A 21,392-nucleotide genomic window follows, 5' to 3' on the forward strand; every position below is an offset into this window, starting at 1 on the left:
GGTTTACCTCGCTGATTGGCTTTGCTGTACGGGCAACCCAAGCGCCACCAGTTCCTCGCGCAATTGTTCCGGGCTGAAGAACTGAACCGCATGAAATCCCTCCCGGCGTGCTCCTGCAATATTCGGCGCATGATCGTCGATGAACACCGCGCGGCGGCTATCAATGCCAAACCGCGATAGCAGCAACTGAAAAATCTCCGGCGAAGGCTTGATTATCCCCTCGGCACCCGACACCAGAATGCCTTCGAATCGCTGCAGGAACTCAAAGCGCTCAAGGGCAATCGGAAAGGTTTCGGCGGACCAGTTGGTCAGAGCTAATAACCGCACGCCTTTGGCATGCAGTTCATCGAGGATGTTCACCGTATCTTCTATGGCACCATCGAGCATTTCTTCCCAGCGCTCGCGGTAGGCACGAATCAGTGCCTCCTGGGACGGATGACGGGCGATGGCTTCCTCAATCGCTTTCTGCCAGGTTCTGCCTTGGTCCTGTTGTTCGTTCCAGGCGGTGTGGCAGACCTCTGACAGGAATGTTTCCATGGCCTCCAGGTCTTCACCGAACAACTTTCGGTAAAGGTTTCTGGGGTTCCAGCGGATAAGGACATTACCGAGATCGAACACAACGGTGTCAATGGGGGCAGGGTGGTGCGCAGTGCTCATGTTTTTCCTCCTTGGGTAAACGGTCCGGGGCAGGCGCGGCAGCCGATATCGAAGCGTCCGATAGGCTCCTGAGGTTTTTCATCCTAGCAGAGACGGTTTTCGTATTTTATTCGCACTCGGCTATCATCCGGGTTTGAACATATTTGTTATCTCCCGCATGCTTACACGCTTGTTCAATGGATTGTCAAAGAAGACTGCAAGGAGCTTGTTCATGAGTGGAAAACCCGCTGCCCGAGTGACAGATCCCACCGCTTGCCCGCTGCCGGGTCATGGCACGAACCCTATCGTGAGTGGTTCTCCTGATGTGAATTTCGACGGCTTGGCTGCAGCGCGGATGACCGATAAATCGGCCTGTGGGAGCCCTATCACCAGTGGCGTTTCCACCACGGTTTTCATCAATGGCCTGAACGCTGCGACTCAGGGCAGCATTGGCGGCCATGGCAACGTGGTCGTTGGCGGGTCAGGTACGGTCATCATTGGCGATACCGTCGTCGTGGCCCCATTCAGCGGGCTTGTGCCTATGCCGGTGAACTTTACCGATAAGTTGAAGCTGATTAATAAGGTTACCGGTGAACCCATGCCGGATCATCCTTACGTTATTCAACGTGCGGATGGTCGGCTGGAGCATGGTGTGTCCGATTTTTTGGGGTTTACCCACGAAATAAGCTCTCACTTTGCTGAAAACATCAAGCTGTTTTTGGAGGAGTAAAGCATGGGGGCTGAAACGGTTACTTGTGCTAACGGGAGCTCTTATAATCTGCAAACCGAGCATACACTGACGGATAAGAAGGATGTCAGTGAAAAGACTGTGCCTGTGTAAAGTACCAAGGCGATTGTTTTCTTTGTGGGTGGGGCAGGGGACAAGGAACGCTATTATTTTTCAGGACCCTTTAGAAATGTCCAAGATGCTCAGACTTCGTTTAATAAGCGAACTCTCTGCCTGGAAGAACAAGGGCGGTACCGCTCTGAATGGTTGGGTTATAACGAGGTCAGCGGAAAAAAAGATATCCAGAAATATGTCTTGGATGTCATTCCGTACAAGTCATGTCCTGTCTATGTTGTGGGGCATAGCCTGGGCGGATGGAATGGTGCTCATCTGACAAAAATAATGTCGGACTGGGGATACAAGATAAAAATGTTGGTTACTCTGGATCCTGTCGGTAAGGGGGCATTGGTTTGGTTAGGATCAGATATCTACCGAGCAACACCGGAGCCGGTTGCTGAACAATGGATAAATGTGAAGGCAACCCCTTCTAAGCCAGATCAGTCGGACGGAGTCGCGGATTTTGGGAGAAAGTGGTCGATCGCAAGTGGTCCGGCTATCAATGCGCATGTGGATGTCAATCATTACAATGCATTAAGCATGTTCACTCAACCTATTGCAGGTATGAAGTCTGCGAGCGATATGGTGTATGAGTCGATAATGAAAGAGTTTCCTTGATATGAATAAAATTCTATTGTTTCTGTTGGTCGCGGCATGCTCATCTTGTGCCAAGGATCATAATAAGCTGGCTGCGGATTTAAAGTTTTTATCGGTTGAGCGTGAAGGTGCTCTATCGCTATACGATATTCGCTTCAGCTCGGATATGAATATTCAAGATCTTTACGGTAGAGGCGAGGGGGTAGGGCAGGCTTCAACCATGCTTGTTTGTGCATTGGAACGTGATGATGATTTTTCGGCTGATCATACAATTGAACGTTCGGCTTATGGCTTGATTGAAAAAGAATCATCCGGAAATACTGCAGGAGAATTCAGTTATGTCAGTAGTGCATTTTTGAGTGAGACTTTGAATAAAGGTACTTCTCGAAGGAATTTATCGGCTGATGAGTTGAACGCTATGCTGTTGAGCAAAAAGAATATTCCCTGCAAGGTTGTTGTCACAGCTTATGGGTACAAACCTTATTACTCAAAAACGATGAGTATCCCATCCGCAGATCTACTGCGTGAAGTCAATAAACCCAAAGCCAATTGATCGCACAGTCACGGTCGATTGAATCCATATCGATGCAGCGATCTCCATTGAGCCGCCCAAAAGCATAACGTCACGACTATTTATCCCCCAACCCTGCGTTTACCCCGCACAACCCCGTAGACTAAGCTCCCAAAAAATAAGGATTTTGGGCATCTGCCCATGCCTTACCCGTTCAGGACTCGCTTTTGTCTATCCCCTTTCCCGATCCGCACCACGCGCCCGACGGTGCCTTGAAGCGGCTGCCCCTGCTCAGAGCTGCGGTGCTGTTTATTGCGGCGGTGTGCCTCTGCCTCTGTGGGCTGCTTTACCTGCAACTGGAGCAGTCGCGTCGACACGATCTGGCGTTGGCCGAGGTGTCTTCGTCGAACCTGACCCGGGCCATGGCACAGCAGGCCGAAGACACCTTCATGAAAGCCGATCTGGTGCTGACCAGTCTGGTGGACTGGATTCAGGCTGATGGTTTCGAGTCTGTCCAGATGCCGCGCTTGCAGAAAACCTTCGCGCGGCGGGTGCAGGCGCTGCATCAGTTGCACGGGATATTTCTGTTCGACAAGCAGGGGCAATGGGTCGTGACTTCGTTCGAGAATCTGTCTCGCGGAGCGGGTGCGGCGGATCGTGAGTACTTCAAGTTTCACCAGCAGAACGTGTCGTCCGTGGCGCACATCGGCCCGGCAATTCGCAGTCGGGAAAATGGCGAGTGGATCATTCCGGTTTCCAAGCGGATAAACGACAAGAACGGCGGTTTTCAGGGCGTGTTGTTGGCCGGGATCAAGATGTCGTACTTCGATCAATTCTTCAAAAGCTTCAGCATCGATGACAACGGTGCGATGTTTTTGGGGTTGACCGATGGGACATTGCTGACGCGACGGCCGTTTGTGGAATCGCAGATCGGCACGTCATTGGCCCAGGGCGAGATCTTTCAAACGCTCTTGCCCAACGCGACGTCGGGCAACGCCATGATCGGCTCGGTGGTGGATGGCATCGTCCGGTTGTATGGCTACCGTCAGCTCGATGCCTATCCAGTGGTGGTCGCGGCGGCATCCTCTAAAGACGCGATCCTCAAGGGCTGGTACGACACGGCGATTCAATCCAGTGTGATCGTCGCTCTGGTCGTCCTCGGTGTGGGGTTGTTCGGTTGGGTGTTCATTCATCAGGTGCGCGCGGGTGAGCGCATCGAGGCGGATTTGCGCAAGGCGCAGAAAACCCTGGAATTGATCGCCACCCACGACAGTCTGACCGGGTTGGCCAACCGTCGATTGTTCGAGCGCGCGCTGGAAATCGAGTTCGGGCGCGGTGCCCGGCAGTCGAGTCCGCTGAGCCTGATCATGCTCGATATCGATTATTTCAAGCGCTATAACGACACCTACGGTCATGTGGCCGGGGACCATTGTCTGGCCGAAGTGGCGCGGGCACTGAAGAGTTGCTGTCACCGCAAAGCCGATCTGGCGGTGCGCTACGGTGGTGAAGAGTTCGCGGTGTTGCTGCCGGATACCGACATCCACGGTGCGCTGACGATCGCCGAGCAGATCCGCCGCAGCGTCATGGACAAGAACATCATCCACAGCGGTTCACCCACGGGCTATGTGACGGTCAGCCTTGGCTGTTATTCGTTTGTGCCAACAGGGCACGACAGTACCGAAATGTTGATCAAGCGCGCAGATGCGGCGTTGTACCAGGCCAAGCATTCGGGACGAAATCGTTCGGCGGTGTTGTCGATGGAAGGAGGCGTCGAGGCGCTGATGCGCTCGGACCGCTGAAGCATTCCTCCAGAGGTGGGACGTATAAACGACGCATACTTCGTAGCAGCTGCCGAAGGCTGCGTTCGGCTGCGAAGCAGTCGTAAAATCATAGATTGCGATACGTCAGGCAGACCGCATTAGCCGGATTCACGACTGCTTCGCAGCCGAACGCAGGCTTCGCCAGCTGGCCGGAACCGCTGGCCCCGCCATCGGTGCCCGTGCCGCTGCTGCCATTGATGTCCGAAGTTGCGCGAGGCCTGCGAGACGGCCCTGACCTGGCCCGGTGCGATGATGGTCTCGGTCAATCTGTCGCCCGTGCAATTTGCCCGTAGCGATGTGATCGAGGACGTCCGGGAAGTGTTGGTCCAGACACGCTTGCCTGCCAGTCGGCTGGAGCTGGAGATCACTGAAAATGTGATGCTCAACGACGTCGATGGGGCTCTGGCGACCATGAATGCGCTCAAGGAGTTGGGCGTGCGGCTGAACATGGACGACTTCGGCACCGGTTATTCTTCGCTGGGTTACCTGCGCACGTATCCGTTCGACGGGATCAAGGCATCAAGGGATGATTTTTCGCCGCAGGGCACGCACCTTTAGTCGCCTGTTTCGTGCGCCACGGCAACTGCCGTGACGCACCCCGGTCACAACTGGATATCGCCCCATCCGTTGCGAGCGTCGGATCATGAAGAACCTGAAAATCGCCACCTTCAACGTCAACGGCATGCGCGCGCGCTTGCCGAATCTGCTGGCCTGGCTTGCGCGGGAGCAGCCAGACATCGCCTGCTTGCAAGAACTTAAATCGGTCGATGGCGCATTCCCCGTCGCGGAACTGGAGGCGGCCGGGTATGGCGCCGTCTGGCACGGCCAGGTGTCGTGGAACGGGGTGGCGATTCTGGCGCGCGATGCGCAGCCGTTGGAGAGCCGGCGCGGTTTGCCGGGTGATGACAGCGATACCCATAGCCGCTACGTGGAAGCTGCCGTGCATGGGGTTCTAGTAGGTTGTCTGTACCTGCCCAATGGCAACCCGCAGCCGGGGCCGAAGTTCGATTACAAACTGGCGTGGTTCGAGCGTCTGATCTCGCACGCCAAGGACCTGCAGAGCAGCGACCACCCGGTGGTGCTGGCCGGTGACTACAACGTGGTGCCCACCGATCTGGACATCTACAACCCGCGGTCCTGGCTCAAGGACGCGCTGCTTCAACCCGAGAGTCGCGCGTGTTATCAGCGATTGCTGGATCAAGGCTGGACCGATTCCCTGCGTCATCTGTATCCAGAGGAGCGCATCTATACCTTCTGGGATTATTTCCGGCAGCACTGGCAGAAAAACTCGGGGTTGCGCATCGATCATCTGCTGCTCAATCCGACACTGAGTCCTTACCTGCAAGAGGCCGGCGTCGATGCCTGGGTTCGTAACGAACCTCATGCCAGCGATCATGCGCCAACGTGGATTCGATTGGGTTCGCGCAAGCGTCGATAGTCTTGGCGCGTGCGGCGATTGGCTAAATCAATTGTCAGTCCGACCGTGTTTTCCCTTATACATGGCGCCCATCGGCGGAGCGATCCGCGGACTTCTGCATAAAGGATTGAGCGATGAGCGAGACACGACTGACGAATCTTGCGTTGTACCTGCAACGCCTGGGCTTCGAAGCCCCCCCGGCGCCGACCCTGGAAACCCTGCGCCAATTGCAATTGCGCCACACCGGTGCCTTTCCGTTTGAAAACATCGCCACCTTAATGGGCGAACCGGTGCTGATCGATCTGCCGTCCATAGAGCAGAAAGTCTTGCACGATGGGCGTGGTGGTTACTGTTACGAACTCAACAATCTGTTCCTGGCCTTGCTTCAGACACTGGGCTTCGATGCGCGTGGCATCACCGGCCGCGTAGTCATGAGTCAGCCCGAAGGCGCATGGACCGCACGTACTCACCGCTTGAGTGTGGTGACACTCGACGGCGTGCGCTACATCACTGACGTCGGCTTCGGCGGCATGGTGCCCACCGCACCGCTGATCCTGGATACCGAAGCCAAGCAGTCCACCCCTCACGAACCCTATCGCATCGAATCGCATGCCGACGGCTACACCTTGCGCGCCAACGTCGGTGGTGAATGGCGGGCGATGTACATCTTCGATTTGCAGCGTCAGGAAGACATCGATTACACCCTCGGCAACTGGTACGTCTCGACCCATCCCGAATCGTCCTTTCTCAAACAATTGATGGTGGCGCGGACGGGGGAGGGATGGCGACGGACGCTGAACAACGGCAGTTTTGCCATTCATCGCATGGGCAGCGACAGCGAACGGCGGCAGGTGGCGGACGTTGAGGAGTTGATCGGGTTACTGGAAAGTGAATTCGGAATTCGGGTGCCGGCGCATGAAGCATTGAAGCGAGTGCTTGAGCGCTTGATTGAGCCTGTGTCGCAGGCAAATTGAGCACCAAACAAAGGGGCGGATTTGATCAAATCGCCCCTTTTTCTGGTCGATGTCCAGGGGGGCTAGGAGCGAGCTTCAAGCTCCATCACGTGATGGATTTCGCTGAGGGCCTCTGACAACTTTTTCTCCAGGCTTTTCAGTTCGGAGGCGGTGATGCCTTTTTTGAAATGCCCGACATTGGCAACAGCCGTGTTCTGATCGGGCTTTGTCGTTTTGCCCTTATCACTGAGCAATGCCTGGCGCAGGGTATTGTTGATCACCGTCTGGTAGCCATACCCCTCGCTTTCTGCCAGCGCGCGCGCGGTCTCTATGACGACATCATCGAGCATGATGGTGATTCTGGTCTTGCCTTTGCTGGAGGCAACCGCTCCACGCTTGGCATTGCTGAAGTCGTATTCATCTTTCATCGGTCAAGCTCCATATAGTGGCGACGCTCGTTTTTAGTGGCGATGCGCGCAGAAATGATTCGCACGAAATTCGGGTCGCGGTAGGTGTATGCAACGACCAGCAGTCGACCTTTGGCATCCAGCCCGATGATGATCCATCGCTGCTCATCGTGGTGGTTGTCCTGAAGTGTCAGAGCTCGTTCGTCATAAAACACGGGTTCTGTCTCTGCGAGGCTGACGCCTTGATGCTTTAGTTTTGTTGGCCGCGTTCTTTGCCTTGTGATACTGAATTTCGAATGACTTCATTATGCATACATTATATGTATAAGCGAGGGGCGGCCGTGCCGACGGTCGCTTGGAAAGCAAAAGATTAGCGGTGGGGAGGAAAGGGGAGGAAGGATGTATTTCAAGAGTTTTTTAGGCTGGGGGCTCTACGGCTAAAGGGCAGTGTGAACATCTGTCCATAATCTGACCGGCTAGTTGTATACAACTCTATAGACAGTTGTCCTGACTATTGAATACAGTGTGCGCACAACAAAAAACCAGGGAACCCCCCAACCATGAAAACGCCCCATGTTTCACTCCAGCGGCCTGAGGATGAAAATCTCGGGATCGGCGCGAATATGGCTTATGGCTTGCAACACGTTCTAACCATGTATGGCGGTATCGTCGCGGTGCCTTTGATCATCGGCCAGGCGGCCGGGCTTTCGCCGGCGGACATCGGTTTGTTGATTGCTGCTTCATTGTTTGCAGGGGGCCTGGCAACATTGCTCCAGACCCTGGGTTTACCGTTTTTCGGTTGTCAGTTGCCGCTGGTGCAGGGCGTGTCGTTCTCTGGCGTTGCGACCATGGTGGCGATTGTCAGCAGTGGCGGGGAGGGGGGCTTTCAGTCGATTCTCGGGGCGGTGATTGCCGCGTCGCTGATTGGTTTACTGATCACGCCGGTGTTCTCACGAATTACCAAGTTCTTTCCGCCGCTGGTGACCGGCATTGTGATCACCACTATTGGCCTGACGCTGATGCCGGTGGCCGCGCGCTGGGCCATGGGTGGCAACAGCCATGCGCCAGACTTCGGCAGCATGGCGAACATTGGTCTGGCGGCGGTGACGCTGGTGTTGGTGCTGCTACTCAGCAAAATCGGTAGTGCAACTATCTCCCGTTTGTCGATCCTCTTGGCCATGGTCATTGGCACAGTCATCGCCGTGTTCCTCGGCATGGCGGATTTCTCGTCCGTCACCCAGGGCCCGATGTTTGGCTTCCCGGCACCGTTCCATTTCGGCATGCCGACCTTCCACTTCGCCGCGATTCTGTCGATGTGCATCGTGGTCATGGTGACGCTGGTAGAAACCTCGGCCGACATTCTGGCTGTCGGTGAAATCATCGAAACCAAAGTCGACTCCAAACGCCTGGGCAACGGCCTGCGCGCCGACATGCTGTCGAGCATGATCGCGCCGATCTTCGGCTCCTTCACCCAAAGCGCCTTCGCCCAGAACGTCGGGCTGGTGGCGGTAACCGGGATCAAGAGCCGTTTCGTGGTGGCCACCGGCGGTGTGTTCCTGGTGGTGCTCGGATTGCTGCCCTTCATGGGCCGGGTCATCGCGGCCGTGCCAACCTCCGTCCTCGGCGGTGCCGGCATCGTGCTGTTCGGCACCGTGGCGGCCAGCGGCATTCGGACGCTGTCCAAGGTCGACTACCGCAACAACGTCAACCTGATCATCGTCGCCACCTCCATCGGCTTCGGCATGATCCCCATCGCCGCGCCGAACTTCTACGACCACTTCCCTAGCTGGTTCGCGACGATCTTCCACTCGGGCATCAGTTCCTCGGCGATCATGGCCATCGTGCTGAACCTGACCTTCAACCACCTCACTGCCGGCAACTCGGATCAACAATCGGTGTTTGCGGCCGGTACCGAGCGCGTCTTGCGTTATCAGGATCTGGCGGCGTTGCGGGAAGGGGATTACTTCAGCGAAGGCAAGCTGCGTGACTGCGACGGGAATGAGATTCCGGTGGTGGAGGCAGAGCATGGGCATGCAGAGCCGCGGGCGGTGCATGCGAAAAGCAGTGAACATGTCTGACAGTGATCAAGTGTGGGTCGACCGATTCAACTGTCAGTCAGGTTGACACTCGCTCCACTCATGCTTGAGAATTGAATTCGAGGTCTGCAATTGCGCATCCTTGGGCTTGGCCTCCAGCATTGGCCCCCCATCTTGTTGGCAGCAGAGAAGCTGGCTCCCTCTGAAGTAGTGACGACTGGCATGCCGGTCGGATTCTGAACCCAAGGTCATTCGTGACCAGGAGCTAAAGAATCGCTGCGACTACTCCTCGAAGTATTCAAAAGGCGTCCTTCGGGACGCCTTTTTTATTGGTGCGCCAGGCATGGCGCGTTGCGCGCAAGCGCAACCAGCTGGGCTGTGGTGGCCACGCTGGTGACTTGGAGGTGAAAGTCCTCTACACACCCGGCAAGGGGAAGTGTTAGCCAGAGGCAAGGGTGTCGCGGGTGACTGCGAATCTGAAGGAAGCCCGAGGCAAAATGCTGGCCTGACGAACAGGAAGCGGATAGAGGCGGCGCAGCGGGGTAAGAAGGCCAAAATCTTCAAAGCCCAGTACTTGCACGGAACGCTGTGACGTAGATCCGACAGGCATAAGCAGGAAGGTCGCGCGAATTACCCTGGGAGATCTGCACGTTTGCCACTGTGCTACCGCGCGTCGAGAGGCGACGGGATGAGCGTGCAGAAGTCAGCCGAGGCCGTAGTAAGTGGCAAATAACCCTGCCACCAAGGGCCGAACAGGTTATGCCGCCAGTAGGCGTCAGAGTCTCGTTGAATACCGAAATGCAGAAATTTCTCCCAGAGAAGACTGTTACTCCGAGTCCCGGACAGAATCCGAGGATGACGGCTGATAGCGCAAAGGTATCGACGGCGTCTGTGACGTGGACGAACGCGGAGCCGGACACGCTGATGGCGCGGGTGCTTGCACCCGCCAACCTCAGACGTGCGTATCATCGCGTAGTCAGCAACAAGGGCGCGCCGGGTGCCGATGGCATGACGGTCGACCAGTTGGCGGACTATGTGAAACAGTATTGGCCGACCCTCCAGAAGAGGTTGCTGGCCGGCGAGTACCACCCGCAAGGTGTACGCGCCGTCGACATCCCCAAACCCAAAGGCGGCACCCGGCAGCTGGGTATTCCCAGCGTTGTGGATCGCCTGATCCAACAGGCATTGCTGCAACAGCTCACGCCGATCTTCGACCCGCTATTCTCGGACTATAGCTACGGCTTCCGACCGGGCAGAAGCGCCCACCAAGCCATCGAGAAAGCCCGCGCCCATGTGGCGGCAGGGCATCGCTGGTGCGTGGAACTCGATCTTGAGAAGTTCTTTGATCGGGTTAATCACGACATCCTGATGGCTTATCTGGCGCGCCAAATCGAAGACAAGCGGGTGCTCAAGCTGATCCATCGTTACCTCGAAGCGGGAACGATGTCAGGCGGTATCGCCAGCCGACGGCAGGAAGGGACGCCGCAAGGCGGCCCGCTCTCGCCGTTGCTGTCGAACATCCTGCTCAACGAACTCGACCGCGAGCTGGAACGACGGGGGCATCGTTTTGTGCGTTATGCCGACGATGCGAACATCTATGTGCGCAGCCCTCGTGCTGGCGAACGAGTGATGAGGAGTGTTGAGCGCTTCCTGAATCAGCGCCTGAAACTGACGCTGAGCCGGGACAAGAGCCGAGTTGCGAGGTCTTGGAAGTGTGATTACTTGGGTTACGGGATGAGCTGGCATCAGCAACCGAAGCTGAGAGTGGCGACGATGAGTCTAGGTCGCTTGCGCGACCGACTCAGAGAGCTGCTACGTAAAGCGCGGGGCCACAAGATGGCGAATATCATCGAGCGGATAAACCCCGTGCTGCGTGGTTGGGCGGGCTACTTCAAACTGAGCCAAAGCAAACGGCCACTTGAGGAACTGGACGGCTGGGTGCGTCGCAAGCTTCGCTGTGTCGTCTGGCGTCAATGGAAGCGGCCCTCTACGAGGGCGCGCAACTTGATACGCTTGGGACTTAATGAGGCGCGGGCGTGTAAATCGGCAGTCAATGGCCGAGGCCCATGGTGGAACTCGGGAGCGCCTCATATGAATCAGGCGCTGCCGAAGAAGCTGTGGGACCGACTCGGGCTGATCTCGATACTGGATACGATAGATCGGCTTAGCCGTGTAACCTGAACCGCCGTATACGGAACCGTATGTACGGTGGTGTGAGAGGACGGCGGATGTAAATCCGCCTCCTACTCGATCTTGGAACCCGGTTTGGCTATTGTGCCGAGAAGGGTGCCTACTGCGCGTCTCTTGGGATACCAGGTTACGACGTAATATCCGAAGCCGCGACGCTCGTTTCGAGGCTCCAGAATGAGTGAACCGGTAGGGTTTTTAAGTACGGCAACTCTATGATCACCTCTCATTTCCTTGAATTCACAATAGATGGGCGCGCCGGGTACGACCATTTTGGCGATGTGTGTCGCTACATCATCAATGGTGCGGCACCCATATTTCGCCAGGTCGGTCTTATGGGCTTCCCAGACATGTCGAACTCCGAATCCATTATTGATTCCTTTGTGTATTCCTACCCACAGGAATATCTCACCTCCCCGTAAATTGAACCGGGGCATGTCGGGAAGGGTGCCAAAGCTCAATGAGCCGCAAGGGTGAGGGACAAGGACGTTCTCCTTGAGTTTGAGTAACTCTGACACTTGAACGATCCAGGGATATCGGCAGGTGAAAGTCGCTATTCATAACGCACAAGTTCGCTGCCTCACAGACCTCATCTGGCCATCATGAAAGTGGCTACTGTTGCTCTAGTACAGGGTTTCCGGGGCTGAGGGGATAGCCTAAAGCACGGCTACAGAGAATCAGGAAGTTTCCTACTCTGTCGGAGGAGGGCATACATAGGCTCGCGTCTTTCCGTCAGCCACAAAAAAGCCCCTGAATCTTTCGATTCAGGGGCTTTTCGATTCTGCTGTCTGGCTCCACGACCTGGACTCGAACCAGGGACCCAGTGATTAACAGTCACTTGCTCTACCAACTGAGCTATCGCGGAATGGCGTCTATGTTACTGATTCAAAAAGAGAAGTCAAGCCTCTGTTGGCAGTTTGATGTTTTCATCGGATCAGAGGGGGTTATCGGCCATTGGCGGTTACCAGAATCGCGGTAGAGGTCTACCATGGTCGCCCGGAAGTGGTGACACGCGCTGCCGGCCCTCAGCCGAAAAGGTATGCGCCATGAATCACCCAAGCCTCACACCTCAAAACAGCGGGGTGTTCGCATGAGCATCGCTCAGATCAGCCTGCCCAAAGGCGTTGGCCCGCACGCCGAGAAACTGTTCGACGCCATCACTCAGGCCGGCACCGCTGACGAATTGAACCGCGCGGGCGGCAAGGCCGAAGGTTTTGTTTTGGGCCTGGAAAGCACCAAAGCGATAAAAAGCCAGGTGGCGGAGTCGCTTTATGTGGCCTATGACGACGCAGCCAGCCAGCGTGCAACCGAATTGGCTTAACCGCCGAAGGTAATGGTGCCGAGCATCAGCTTGGCGTACAGCATCGTGGCGGTCAGTTGCACCAGCCACAGCGCCAGGCCACCAAGGAACACGCCCGCAGCCACTTGCAGCACCAGGTTATTACCGCGTTTGGCCGAAGAGCGGGGCACGAAGTGGTCCAGCTCGTCGCGGTCGGCGCGTAGGTCATCGTTTTTCATGTGGGCTCTCAAGAATTCTCGGGTGTACATAAAACCTGTGGGAGCGAGCCTGCTCGCGATGGCGGCGGCACCTCTTGTATCTATGTGACAGAAAGACCGCTATCGCGAGCAGGCTCGCTCCCACATTTGATTTGTGTGGAGTTTAAAGGGCGCAGCTGCTGCTTTGAGATTTATCTGCGATCCATAAAAAAACGGGAAGCCCTATGGCTTCCCGTTTTCATATCACGCGACGACTCAGATCACCTGAACGATGGCCTTGGTCACGGCGTCGATGTTGCTCTGGTTCAGCGCGGCAACGCAGATGCGGCCGGTGTCCAGGGCGTAGATGCCGAACTCGCTACGCAGGCGGGTTACCTGCTCAACCGTCAGGCCGGAGTACGAGAACATACCGCGTTGGCGACCGACGAAGCTGAAATCGCGCTGTGGAGCGTTTTTCGCCAGCAGGTCGACCATTTGGGTGCGCATGCCGCGAATCCGCAGGCGCATTTCTGCCAGTTCCTCTTCCCACTGAGCGCGCAGTACCGGGCTGTTCAGCACGGCGGCGACGATGCTTGCACCGTGGGTCGGCGGGTTGGAATAGTTGGTGCGGATCACGCGTTTGACTTGCGACAGCACGCGCGCGCTTTCTTCTTTCGATTCGCTGACGATCGACAGGGCGCCAACGCGCTCGCCGTACAGAGAGAAGGATTTGGAGAACGAGCTGGAAACGAAGAAGGTCAGGTCCGATTCGGCGAACAGGCGCACGGCTGCGGCGTCTTCATCGATGCCGTCGCCAAAGCCCTGGTAGGCCATGTCGAGGAACGGCACGTGACCTTTGGCCTTGACCACGTCCAGCACGTTTTTCCAGTCCGCCGGGCTCAGGTCCACGCCGGTCGGGTTGTGGCAGCAAGCGTGCAGCACAACGATGGAGCCGGACGGCAGGGCGTTCAGGTCTTCCAGCAGGCCGGCGCGGTTAACGTCGTGGGTGGCGGCGTCGTAGTAGCGATAGTTCTGCACCGGGAAACCGGCGGTTTCGAACAACGCGCGGTGGTTTTCCCAGCTTGGGTCGCTGATTGCCACGACGGCGTTCGGCAACAGTTGCTTGAGGAAGTCGGCGCCGATTTTCAGCGCGCCGGTCCCGCCGACGGCTTGGGTAGTGATAACCCGGCCAGCGGCGATCAGCGGCGAATCATTGCCGAACAGCAGTTTCTGCACAGCCTGGTCGTAGGCAGCGATGCCGTCGATCGGCAAGTAGCCACGGGAAACGTGTTGAGCGGCGCGAATCGTCTCGGCTTCGACAACGGCGCGCGGGAGTGGAATTCGCCCCTCCTCGTCGCAGTAAACACCGACCCCCAGGTTGACCTTGTTGGTACGGGTATCGGCATTGAATGCTTCGTTGAGGCCCAGGATTGGATCGCGTGGTGCCATTTCGACAGCGGAGAACAGGCTCATTATTGCGGCGGCTCTGAATGGAGTGTGGAGGGACGTGTCGCGCTCCAGCCGAATGCACTAGAGCGGTGCACAAACGGGGAGCTAGTATAGAGGCCATCAGCGATTGATGGCGACAGGCGATTCGGCTTTTACGGTAAGTTTTTCGAATTATTTTTCGATCGTTGAGCGAGTGGTGTCATCAAAGGTTTATCCGATGTAGGACGTTTGCCTTGAAAGCGATGGCAATCGGCTCCACATTGAGCACAATCCAGTTTTTTTCCTCGGGCGACATCGGTCGTTTGTGGTTTTTTTCGTCGCTGTCCGGTTTGAGTGGACAGGCGCGAATCCAGAGGTATGTATGTCTGAATTCCAGCTAGTCACCCGCTTCGAGCCCGCCGGCGATCAGCCGGAAGCCATCCGCCTGATGGTCGAGGGCATTGAGGCCGGGCTGGCGCACCAGACGTTGCTCGGTGTGACCGGCTCGGGCAAAACCTTCAGCATCGCCAACGTGATCGCCCAGATACAGCGCCCGACACTGGTGCTGGCGCCCAACAAGACTCTGGCCGCGCAGTTGTATGGCGAATTCAAGGCGTTCTTCCCGAACAACGCCGTTGAATACTTCGTTTCCTATTACGACTACTACCAGCCCGAAGCCTATGTGCCGTCGTCCGATACCTTCATCGAGAAGGATGCCTCGATCAACGACCACATCGAGCAGATGCGCCTGTCCGCGACCAAAGCGCTGCTGGAGCGCAAGGACGCGATCATCGTCACCACGGTGTCGTGCATCTACGGTCTGGGTAGTCCGGAAACCTATTTGAAGATGGTGTTGCACGTCGATCGCGGCGACAAGCTCGACCAGCGCGCGCTGCTGCGTCGCTTGGCCGACTTGCAATACACCCGCAACGACATGGATTTCGCCCGGGCGACCTTCCGGGTGCGCGGTGACGTGATTGATATCCACCCGGCGGAATCCGATTTCGAAGCGATCCGCATTGAGCTGTTCGATGACGAAGTGGAGAGCTTATCTGCCTTCGACCCGCTGACCGGTGAGGTCATCCGCAAACTGCCGCGTTTCACCTTTTATCCGAAGAGCCACTACGTGACGCCGCGCGAAACCCTGCTCGAAGCCACTGAAGGGATCAAGGTCGAATTGCAGGAGCGCCTGGAATACCTGCGCTCCAACAACAAACTGGTGGAAGCCCAGCGACTGGAGCAGCGCACCCGTTTCGACCTGGAGATGATCCTCGAACTGGGCTACTGCAACGGCATCGAAAACTATTCGCGCTACCTCTCGGGCCGTGAATCCGGCCAGGCGCCGCCTACCTTGTTCGACTACCTGCCGGCCGACGCTTTGCTGGTGATCGACGAATCCCACGTCAGCGTGCCGCAAGTCGGCGCCATGTATAAAGGTGACCGTTCCCGGAAAGAAACGCTGGTGGAGTACGGCTTCCGTCTGCCGTCCGCGCTGGATAACCGGCCGATGCGTTTCGACGAGTTCGAAAGCATCAGTCCCCAAACGATTTTTGTCTCGGCCACGCCGGGCAATTACGAGGCGGAGCACGCTGGCCGAGTGGTCGAGCAATTGGTGCGCCCGACTGGCCTGGTGGACCCGCAAATCGAAATCCGTCCGGCGTTGACTCAGGTCGACGACCTGCTCTCGGAAATCACCAAGCGCGTCGCCCTGGAAGAGCGGGTGCTGGTTACCACGCTGACCAAGCGCATGTCCGAAGACTTGACCGATTACCTGGCCGACCACGGCGTGCGCGTGCGTTATCTGCACTCGGACATCGACACCGTGGAGCGGGTCGAAATTATCCGTGACTTGCGTCTCGGCGTCTTCGATGTGCTGGTGGGGATCAACCTGCTGCGTGAAGGCCTGGACATGCCGGAAGTCTCGCTGGTGGCGATTCTCGACGCCGACAAGGAAGGTTTCCTGCGTTCCGAGCGCTCGCTGATCCAGACCATCGGCCGGGCGGCGCGCAACCTCAATGGGCGGGCGATTCTGTATGCGGATCGCATTACTGGTTCCATGGAGCGGGCGATCGGCGAAACCGAGCGTCGTCGCGACAAGCAGATCGCCTTCAACCTGGCCAACGGCATCACGCCGAAGGGGGTGTTCAAGGACGTTGCCGACATTATGGAAGGCGCGGTCGTGCCGGGTTCGCGCAGCAAGAAGCGCAAAGGCATGGCCAAGGCTGCCGAGGAAAGTGCCAAGTACGAGGCGGAACTGCGCTCGCCGAGCGAGATCAGCAAACGCATTCGTCAGTTGGAAGAAAAGATGTACCAGCTCGCCCGCGACCTGGAGTTCGAAGCGGCGGCGCAGCTGCGCGACGAAATCGGCAAGTTGCGGGAGCGGTTGTTGGTCGTTTGATCTTTGTGTTGCCTGTTAGGGCCTCATCGCGAGCAGGCTCGCTCCCACATTGGACCGCGTCCGTCCGGGCAACTCGGTCAACTGTGGGAGCGAGCCTGCTCGCGATGGCGTCCGACCGGACGCCAATCTGTAAACCAATGCACCAAAGCCTTCAGCCTGGGGACATTGAGATGTAAATACCCCACTCACTAGAGCGTGGCAGGCTACGCCTGTTACCATTCGGCTCTTGTTGGAAGTTCGCTTTGATCTTCGCTTTTTATTCTTTTCGAGACATGCCATGACCACCGTCCGCACTCGCATCGCGCCATCGCCTACCGGGGACCCCCACGTAGGTACCGCTTACATCGCTTTGTTCAACTACTGCTTTGCCAAGCAGCATGGCGGTGAGTTCATCCTGCGGATCGAAGATACCGACCAATTGCGTTCGACCCGCGAGTCCGAACAGCAGATTTACGACGCCCTGCGCTGGTTGGGTATCGACTGGAGCGAAGGCCCGGACGTCGGTGGCCCGCACGGTCCTTACCGTCAGAGCGAGCGCGGCGATATCTATCAGAAGTACTGTCAGCAACTGGTCGACATGGGTCATGCCTTCCCATGCTTCTGCACCAGCGAGGAGCTGGACCAGATGCGCGCCGAGCAAATGGCGCGTGGCGAAACCCCGCGCTATGACGGCCGTGCGCTGTTGCTCTCTGCGGATGAAGTTGCGCGCCGCCTGGCCGCTGGCGAGCCACACGTCATCCGCATGAAAGTGCCTTCCGAAGGCGTGTGCGTGGTGCCTGACATGCTGCGTGGCGACGTCGAGATCCCGTGGGATCGCATGGACATGCAAGTGCTGATGAAGACCGACGGTCTGCCGACGTACTTCCTGGCCAACGTGGTCGATGACCACCTGATGGGCATTACTCATGTTCTGCGTGGTGAAGAATGGCTGCCTTCGGCACCGAAACTGATCCTCTTGTACGAATACTTTGGCTGGGAACAGCCGCAGCTGTGCTACATGCCGCTGCTGCGTAACCCGGACAAGAGCAAGCTGTCCAAGCGCAAGAATCCGACCTCGGTGACGTTCTACGAGCGCATGGGCTTCATGCCGGAAGCAATGCTCAACTACCTGGGCCGCATGGGCTGGTCGATGCCGGACGAGCGCGAGAAGTTCTCGCTGCAGGAAATGGTCGACAACTTCGACCTGCAGCGCGTCTCCCTCGGCGGGCCGATTTTCGACATCGAGAAGCTGTCGTGGCTCAACGGCCAATGGCTGCGTGACCTGCCAGTGGAAGAGTTCGCTGCTCGTCTGCAAAAGTGGGCACTGAACCCTGAATACATGATGAAGATCGCACCGCACGTGCAAGGCCGAGTTGAAACCTTCAGCCAGGTCGCACCGCTGGCGGGCTTCTTCTTTGCCGGTAGCGTGAACCCGGACGCCAAACTGTTCGAATCCAAGAAGCTTTCCGGCGATCAGGTCCGTCAGTTGATTCAGTTGATTTTGTGGAAGCTTGAAAGCCTGCGTCAGTGGGAGAAGGACAGCATTACCGCGACGATTCAGGCGGTGGTCGAATCCCTGGAATTGAAGCTGCGTGACGCCATGCCGCTGATGTTCGCCGCGATAACAGGCCAGGCCAGTTCGGTATCGGTGCTCGACGCGATGGAAATTCTCGGCCCGGACCTGACCCGTTTCCGCCTGCGCCAGGCGATCGACCTGCTGGGCGGCGTGTCGAAGAAGGAAAACAAGGAGTGGGAAAAACTGTTGGGCAATATCGCCTGATTCCACTTGTTGTCGACGTTCACCTGTAGCAGCTGCCGAAGGCTGCGTCGGGCTGCGGAGCAGTCCTTAACAGCCGCCACACAATCTGTCTGAAAGGGCAGAGCACCAGGATTGCAAGCGCTGCGCACTCGAACGCAGCCTGCGGCAGCTGCTACATGGAGCGGATACACCCCCGGATTTACGGGGTTGGGCGGTAAGTGATTGTTATGTGGGCAAAAAATTTTGGAAATTGTTAAAAATAAGTTTGACAGCCTTCTGATGCGCCATTAAGATTCGCCCCGTCCTCAGCGATGAGGGGCTATAGCTCAGCTGGGAGAGCGCTTGCATGGCATGCAAGAGGTCGACGGTTCGATCCCGTCTAGCTCCACCAATTTACACTTCAAGGTCTGGCCACACCGGCCTTGAAGCGATCAGCACTCAGCGTTGATCAAGTGTATAGAAGGGTTTGCGTCCCCTTCGTCTAGTGGCCTAGGACACCGCCCTTTCACGGCGGTAACAGGGGTTCGAGTCCCCTAGGGGACGCCAGTTTTACAGAAGCGATGTTGCAAGATGTCGCTCCGCCGCGAGGCGAAAAATCCGGGGCTATAGCTCAGCTGGGAGAGCGCTTGCATGGCATGCAAGAGGTCGACGGTTCGATCCCGTCTAGCTCCACCAATTTTACAGTTCAAGGTCTGGCCACACCGGCCTTGAATCGATCAGCTCTCAGCACTGATCAGTTGTATAGAAGGGTTTGTGTCCCCTTCGTCTAGTGGCCTAGGACACCGCCCTTTCACGGCGGTAACAGGGGTTCGAGTCCCCTAGGGGACGCCACGATTACCCGCTCTGCGGGATTTTTAAGGGTCATTCAATTATTGAATGGCCCTTTTGTTTGTCTGGCGTTTGGCCAACTCTCTTTTTTCCTCAAAACTGTTCTTCAGACCAGCGGTCACATCCACGACTTGCGAAAAATTATTATGAGAATAATATTCTAGTCGTAATATTCGGAGGCAACGATGAACGATAAAAAAGCTCAAACCCGCGAACGCATCCTCAAGGCTGCCAGTGCAGCGCTGATTCAGCGCGGCCCGGCCGAGCCGAGCGTGGGCGAAGTGATGGGCGCGGCCGGCCTGACGGTCGGTGGTTTCTATGCGCACTTCGAAAGCAAGGACGCATTGATGCTGGAAGCGTTCAAGCAGCTGCTCAGCCATCGTCGTGGCTTGATCGCCAATATGGACGCTGAGTTGACCGGCGAAGAGCGTCGCGCGTTGGTCGCGGCGTTCTACCTGTCGCGCAAACACCGTGATTCCACCGAGCAGGCATGTCCGATTCCGGCGTCGGTCGGCGAGCTGGGCCGTTTGCCGGACGAATTTCGTGTGGCGTTGAATGAGCATGTTGAGTTGATGGTCGCGCAGTTGTCGGCCAGCCCGGAAGAGGCCGACAAAGCCTTGGCCGACTTGGCCTTGATGGTCGGTGGTTTGGGTCTGGCGCGGGCGCTGGGGCCAGGAGAGTTGTCTGATCGATTGCTGCGCGCCGCCAAGTCGGCGGTGCTATGACCTAAAGGCGTCAGCCTGAGGAGATGGGCGATGAACACGTTGAGCTGGGTTCGTGGCGTTAATGGCACCTTGGGCTGGTTCGCGCCGAAGCTGGTGGCGAGCAAGATGCGTCTGGCATTCATGACCCCGCGGGAATTACCGCCGCGCGACTGGGAATTGCCGCTGCTGGCTAAATCCGAACGAATCACTTTGCGCTTCGGTCTCTCTGCGCTGCGTTGGGGGCAGGGGCCGGCGGTATTGTTGATGCACGGCTGGGAGGGCCGGCCGACACAGTTTGCCGCGCTGATCACGGCGCTGGTCGATGCCGGTTACACCGTGGTTGCACTGGACGGCCCAGCTCACGGTCGTTCGCCTGGACGCGAGGCAAATGTGGTGCTGTTCGCTCGGGCCATGCTCGAAGCGGCCGCTGAGTTGCCGCCGCTGCAAGCGGTGATCGGTCATTCCATGGGCGGCGCCAGTGCCATGCTCGCGGTTCAGTTGGGCTTGCGCACCGAAACCCTGGTCTCGATCGCCGCCCCGGCGCGAATTCTCGGGGTACTGCGTGGGTTCGCACGCTATGTGCGCCTGCCGCCCAAAGCCCGTTCGGCGTTTATTCGCCAGGTCGAGAAAGACGTCGGCATGCGCGCCGCTGCGCTGGACGTTGCGCGCTATCAGCTCGACATGCCGGGGCTGATCGTCCATGCCGAGGACGACAACTTTGTTCCGGTGAAGGAATCCCAATTGATCCACGAAGCCTGGTTCGACAGCCGTCTGTTGCGCCTGGAAGAGGGTGGGCATCAGCGGGTGCTCGCCGATCCGCGGGTGATCGACGGCGTTCTCTCGCTGCTGGCCGGTCGCAGCCTGCAATCGCGCCAATCGGCCTGAGCATCCGTTACACTGCCCCGGTCGAAATAATCTGACCGGGAGTGGGGCATGGGCTGGGATCGGGCAACGCCGTTTATCATTGATCTGGAAGTGGGCGCCGAGGACATCGACGGGCTGGGCCACGCGAACAACGCGGTGTACGTAACCTGGCTCGAGCGCTGCGCCTGGCGCCACTCGCAACGGCTTGGGCTGGATCTGGTCGAGTACCGGCGGCTGGATCGGGCGATGGCGGTGGTACGGCACGAGATCGATTATCTGGCGGCGGCCTATGAGGGCGATGAGTTGCAGTTGGCGACCTGGATCGTCGATTGGGACCAGCGCCTGAAAATGACCCGACACTTCCAGTTGAAGCGCCCCAGCGACAACACGACGTTGCTGCGGGCGCAGACCACTTTCGTGTGCATCGAACTGTCCACCGGCAAGCCCAAGCGCATGCCGGCGGAATTCATCGAAGGCTACGGCCCGGCGTTGCAGATGTTGGATACGACCAAAATCTAATGTGGGAGCGAGCCTGCTCGCGAAGGCGG

General features: G+C 57.5%; 18 protein-coding genes, 5 tRNA genes and 2 pseudogenes. 19 read left to right on the plus strand and 6 right to left on the minus strand.

Annotated elements, in window-relative coordinates; translation table 11 throughout:
* Window positions 1-3: 3 nt before the first annotated feature.
* On the minus strand, window positions 4-657 hold the full coding sequence (locus ACYZT2_RS11230) for an HAD family hydrolase (RefSeq protein WP_461972107.1): 654 nt from the start codon (window positions 655-657) through the stop codon (window positions 4-6).
* 211 nt (window positions 658-868) lie between these two features.
* Between ACYZT2_RS11230 and ACYZT2_RS11235 the strand changes: the two genes are divergently transcribed.
* The 7 genes and pseudogenes from ACYZT2_RS11235 to ACYZT2_RS11265 all read left to right on the plus strand — a co-directional run bounded on the left by ACYZT2_RS11235 (window position 869) and on the right by ACYZT2_RS11265 (window position 6,799).
* Complete coding sequence (locus ACYZT2_RS11235) at window positions 869-1,366, plus strand: PAAR domain-containing protein (RefSeq protein ID WP_461972110.1); 498 nt, start codon at window positions 869-871, stop codon at window positions 1,364-1,366.
* A gap of 135 nt (window positions 1,367-1,501) precedes the next feature.
* Window positions 1,502-2,098: an alpha/beta hydrolase gene (locus ACYZT2_RS11240; RefSeq protein ID WP_461972112.1), complete on the plus strand. Its 597-nt coding sequence runs from the start codon at window positions 1,502-1,504 to the stop codon at window positions 2,096-2,098.
* A gap of 1 nt (window position 2,099) precedes the next feature.
* Window positions 2,100-2,630: a hypothetical protein gene (locus tag ACYZT2_RS11245; protein ID WP_461972114.1), complete on the plus strand. Its 531-nt coding sequence runs from the start codon at window positions 2,100-2,102 to the stop codon at window positions 2,628-2,630.
* Window positions 2,631-2,815: 185 nt separating this feature from the next.
* On the plus strand, window positions 2,816-4,387 hold the full coding sequence (locus tag ACYZT2_RS11250; protein ID WP_461972116.1) for a sensor domain-containing diguanylate cyclase: 1,572 nt from the start codon (window positions 2,816-2,818) through the stop codon (window positions 4,385-4,387).
* 228 nt (window positions 4,388-4,615) lie between these two features.
* Window positions 4,616-4,933 (plus strand): annotated as a pseudogene (locus tag ACYZT2_RS11255) (EAL domain-containing protein); the annotation flags it as partial.
* A 118-nt stretch (window positions 4,934-5,051) separates the two neighbouring features.
* On the plus strand, window positions 5,052-5,846 hold the full coding sequence (gene xth, locus ACYZT2_RS11260; protein WP_461972118.1) for an exodeoxyribonuclease III: 795 nt from the start codon (window positions 5,052-5,054) through the stop codon (window positions 5,844-5,846).
* Window positions 5,847-5,959: 113 nt separating this feature from the next.
* Window positions 5,960-6,799 (plus strand): arylamine N-acetyltransferase family protein, encoded by an 840-nt coding sequence (locus ACYZT2_RS11265; protein WP_461972120.1) that lies wholly within the window; start codon window positions 5,960-5,962, stop codon window positions 6,797-6,799.
* 62 nt (window positions 6,800-6,861) lie between these two features.
* Here the strand turns inward: ACYZT2_RS11265 and ACYZT2_RS11270 are convergent, their stop codons facing one another.
* Both ACYZT2_RS11270 and ACYZT2_RS11275 read right to left on the minus strand, forming a co-directional pair.
* Window positions 6,862-7,206, minus strand: coding sequence for a BrnA antitoxin family protein (locus tag ACYZT2_RS11270; RefSeq protein ID WP_461972122.1), 345 nt, complete (start codon window positions 7,204-7,206; stop codon window positions 6,862-6,864).
* Window positions 7,203-7,491: pseudogene (locus ACYZT2_RS11275) on the minus strand (BrnT family toxin). The gene ACYZT2_RS11270 and the pseudogene ACYZT2_RS11275 overlap by 4 nt, the downstream one beginning before the upstream one ends.
* Before the next feature lie 254 nt (window positions 7,492-7,745).
* Between ACYZT2_RS11275 and ACYZT2_RS11280 the strand changes: the two are divergent.
* The gene (locus ACYZT2_RS11280; RefSeq protein WP_461972124.1) at window positions 7,746-9,263 is read left to right on the plus strand and encodes a nucleobase:cation symporter-2 family protein; all 1,518 of its coding nucleotides are present in this window, start codon (window positions 7,746-7,748) and stop codon (window positions 9,261-9,263) included.
* A 717-nt stretch (window positions 9,264-9,980) separates the two neighbouring features.
* The gene (ltrA, locus tag ACYZT2_RS11285) at window positions 9,981-11,402 is read left to right on the plus strand and encodes a group II intron reverse transcriptase/maturase (RefSeq protein WP_461968955.1); all 1,422 of its coding nucleotides are present in this window, start codon (window positions 9,981-9,983) and stop codon (window positions 11,400-11,402) included.
* Between the two features lie 795 nt (window positions 11,403-12,197).
* Here ltrA and ACYZT2_RS11290 read toward each other — a convergent pair.
* Window positions 12,198-12,273: transfer RNA gene (locus ACYZT2_RS11290), tRNA-Asn, on the minus strand.
* 225 nt (window positions 12,274-12,498) lie between these two features.
* Here ACYZT2_RS11290 and ACYZT2_RS11295 point away from each other — a divergent pair.
* On the plus strand, window positions 12,499-12,729 hold the full coding sequence (locus tag ACYZT2_RS11295; protein ID WP_123356271.1) for a hypothetical protein: 231 nt from the start codon (window positions 12,499-12,501) through the stop codon (window positions 12,727-12,729).
* Here ACYZT2_RS11295 and ACYZT2_RS11300 read toward each other — a convergent pair.
* Window positions 12,726-12,926 (minus strand): hypothetical protein, encoded by a 201-nt coding sequence (locus ACYZT2_RS11300; RefSeq protein WP_007905992.1) that lies wholly within the window; start codon window positions 12,924-12,926, stop codon window positions 12,726-12,728. The genes ACYZT2_RS11295 and ACYZT2_RS11300 overlap by 4 nt on opposite strands.
* 234 nt (window positions 12,927-13,160) lie before the next feature.
* Window positions 13,161-14,357: an amino acid aminotransferase gene (locus tag ACYZT2_RS11305; protein ID WP_461972127.1), complete on the minus strand. Its 1,197-nt coding sequence runs from the start codon at window positions 14,355-14,357 to the stop codon at window positions 13,161-13,163.
* Window positions 14,358-14,694: 337 nt separating this feature from the next.
* Between ACYZT2_RS11305 and uvrB the strand changes: the two genes are divergently transcribed.
* The 9 genes from uvrB to ACYZT2_RS11350 all read left to right on the plus strand — a co-directional run bounded on the left by uvrB (window position 14,695) and on the right by ACYZT2_RS11350 (window position 21,363).
* Window positions 14,695-16,710: an excinuclease ABC subunit UvrB gene (gene uvrB, locus ACYZT2_RS11310; RefSeq protein WP_007905988.1), complete on the plus strand. Its 2,016-nt coding sequence runs from the start codon at window positions 14,695-14,697 to the stop codon at window positions 16,708-16,710.
* A gap of 277 nt (window positions 16,711-16,987) precedes the next feature.
* Window positions 16,988-18,469 (plus strand): glutamate--tRNA ligase, encoded by a 1,482-nt coding sequence (gene gltX / locus ACYZT2_RS11315; protein ID WP_461972130.1) that lies wholly within the window; start codon window positions 16,988-16,990, stop codon window positions 18,467-18,469.
* A gap of 294 nt (window positions 18,470-18,763) precedes the next feature.
* Window positions 18,764-18,839, plus strand: a tRNA-Ala gene (locus ACYZT2_RS11320).
* A gap of 79 nt (window positions 18,840-18,918) precedes the next feature.
* A tRNA-Glu gene (locus tag ACYZT2_RS11325) sits at window positions 18,919-18,994 on the plus strand.
* A gap of 53 nt (window positions 18,995-19,047) precedes the next feature.
* Window positions 19,048-19,123, plus strand: a tRNA-Ala gene (locus ACYZT2_RS11330).
* Window positions 19,124-19,203: 80 nt separating this feature from the next.
* A tRNA-Glu gene (locus ACYZT2_RS11335) sits at window positions 19,204-19,279 on the plus strand.
* A 182-nt stretch (window positions 19,280-19,461) separates the two neighbouring features.
* Window positions 19,462-20,001, plus strand: a complete 540-nt coding sequence (locus ACYZT2_RS11340) for a TetR/AcrR family transcriptional regulator (RefSeq protein WP_461972132.1) — start codon at window positions 19,462-19,464, stop codon at window positions 19,999-20,001.
* A gap of 30 nt (window positions 20,002-20,031) precedes the next feature.
* The gene (locus tag ACYZT2_RS11345) at window positions 20,032-20,865 is read left to right on the plus strand and encodes an alpha/beta fold hydrolase (protein ID WP_007905981.1); all 834 of its coding nucleotides are present in this window, start codon (window positions 20,032-20,034) and stop codon (window positions 20,863-20,865) included.
* A gap of 48 nt (window positions 20,866-20,913) precedes the next feature.
* On the plus strand, window positions 20,914-21,363 hold the full coding sequence (locus tag ACYZT2_RS11350) for an acyl-CoA thioesterase (protein ID WP_056744388.1): 450 nt from the start codon (window positions 20,914-20,916) through the stop codon (window positions 21,361-21,363).
* Window positions 21,364-21,392: the final 29 nt, after the last annotated feature.

It is taken from the genome of Pseudomonas sp. MDT1-85 (assembly GCF_054898065.1).

What these genes read in the sequence shown, in the direction of transcription:
- ACYZT2_RS11230 (WP_461972107.1), bottom strand. Translation starts at nt 657, where the DNA reads ATGAGCACTGCGCACCACCCTGCCCCCATTGACACCGTTGTGTTCGAT.
- ACYZT2_RS11235 (WP_461972110.1), top strand. Translation starts at nt 869, where the DNA reads ATGAGTGGAAAACCCGCTGCCCGAGTGACAGATCCCACCGCTTGCCCG.
- ACYZT2_RS11245 (WP_461972114.1), top strand. Translation starts at nt 2,100, where the DNA reads ATGAATAAAATTCTATTGTTTCTGTTGGTCGCGGCATGCTCATCTTGT.
- xth (WP_461972118.1), top strand. Translation starts at nt 5,052, where the DNA reads ATGAAGAACCTGAAAATCGCCACCTTCAACGTCAACGGCATGCGCGCG.
- ACYZT2_RS11265 (WP_461972120.1), top strand. Translation starts at nt 5,960, where the DNA reads ATGAGCGAGACACGACTGACGAATCTTGCGTTGTACCTGCAACGCCTG.
- ACYZT2_RS11270 (WP_461972122.1), bottom strand. Translation starts at nt 7,206, where the DNA reads ATGAAAGATGAATACGACTTCAGCAATGCCAAGCGTGGAGCGGTTGCC.
- ACYZT2_RS11280 (WP_461972124.1), top strand. Translation starts at nt 7,746, where the DNA reads ATGAAAACGCCCCATGTTTCACTCCAGCGGCCTGAGGATGAAAATCTC.
- ltrA (WP_461968955.1), top strand. Translation starts at nt 9,981, where the DNA reads ATGCCGCCAGTAGGCGTCAGAGTCTCGTTGAATACCGAAATGCAGAAA.
- ACYZT2_RS11295 (WP_123356271.1), top strand. Translation starts at nt 12,499, where the DNA reads ATGAGCATCGCTCAGATCAGCCTGCCCAAAGGCGTTGGCCCGCACGCC.
- ACYZT2_RS11300 (WP_007905992.1), bottom strand. Translation starts at nt 12,926, where the DNA reads ATGAAAAACGATGACCTACGCGCCGACCGCGACGAGCTGGACCACTTC.
- ACYZT2_RS11305 (WP_461972127.1), bottom strand. Translation starts at nt 14,357, where the DNA reads ATGAGCCTGTTCTCCGCTGTCGAAATGGCACCACGCGATCCAATCCTG.
- uvrB (WP_007905988.1), top strand. Translation starts at nt 14,695, where the DNA reads ATGTCTGAATTCCAGCTAGTCACCCGCTTCGAGCCCGCCGGCGATCAG.
- gltX (WP_461972130.1), top strand. Translation starts at nt 16,988, where the DNA reads ATGACCACCGTCCGCACTCGCATCGCGCCATCGCCTACCGGGGACCCC.
- ACYZT2_RS11340 (WP_461972132.1), top strand. Translation starts at nt 19,462, where the DNA reads ATGAACGATAAAAAAGCTCAAACCCGCGAACGCATCCTCAAGGCTGCC.
- ACYZT2_RS11345 (WP_007905981.1), top strand. Translation starts at nt 20,032, where the DNA reads ATGAACACGTTGAGCTGGGTTCGTGGCGTTAATGGCACCTTGGGCTGG.
- ACYZT2_RS11350 (WP_056744388.1), top strand. Translation starts at nt 20,914, where the DNA reads ATGGGCTGGGATCGGGCAACGCCGTTTATCATTGATCTGGAAGTGGGC.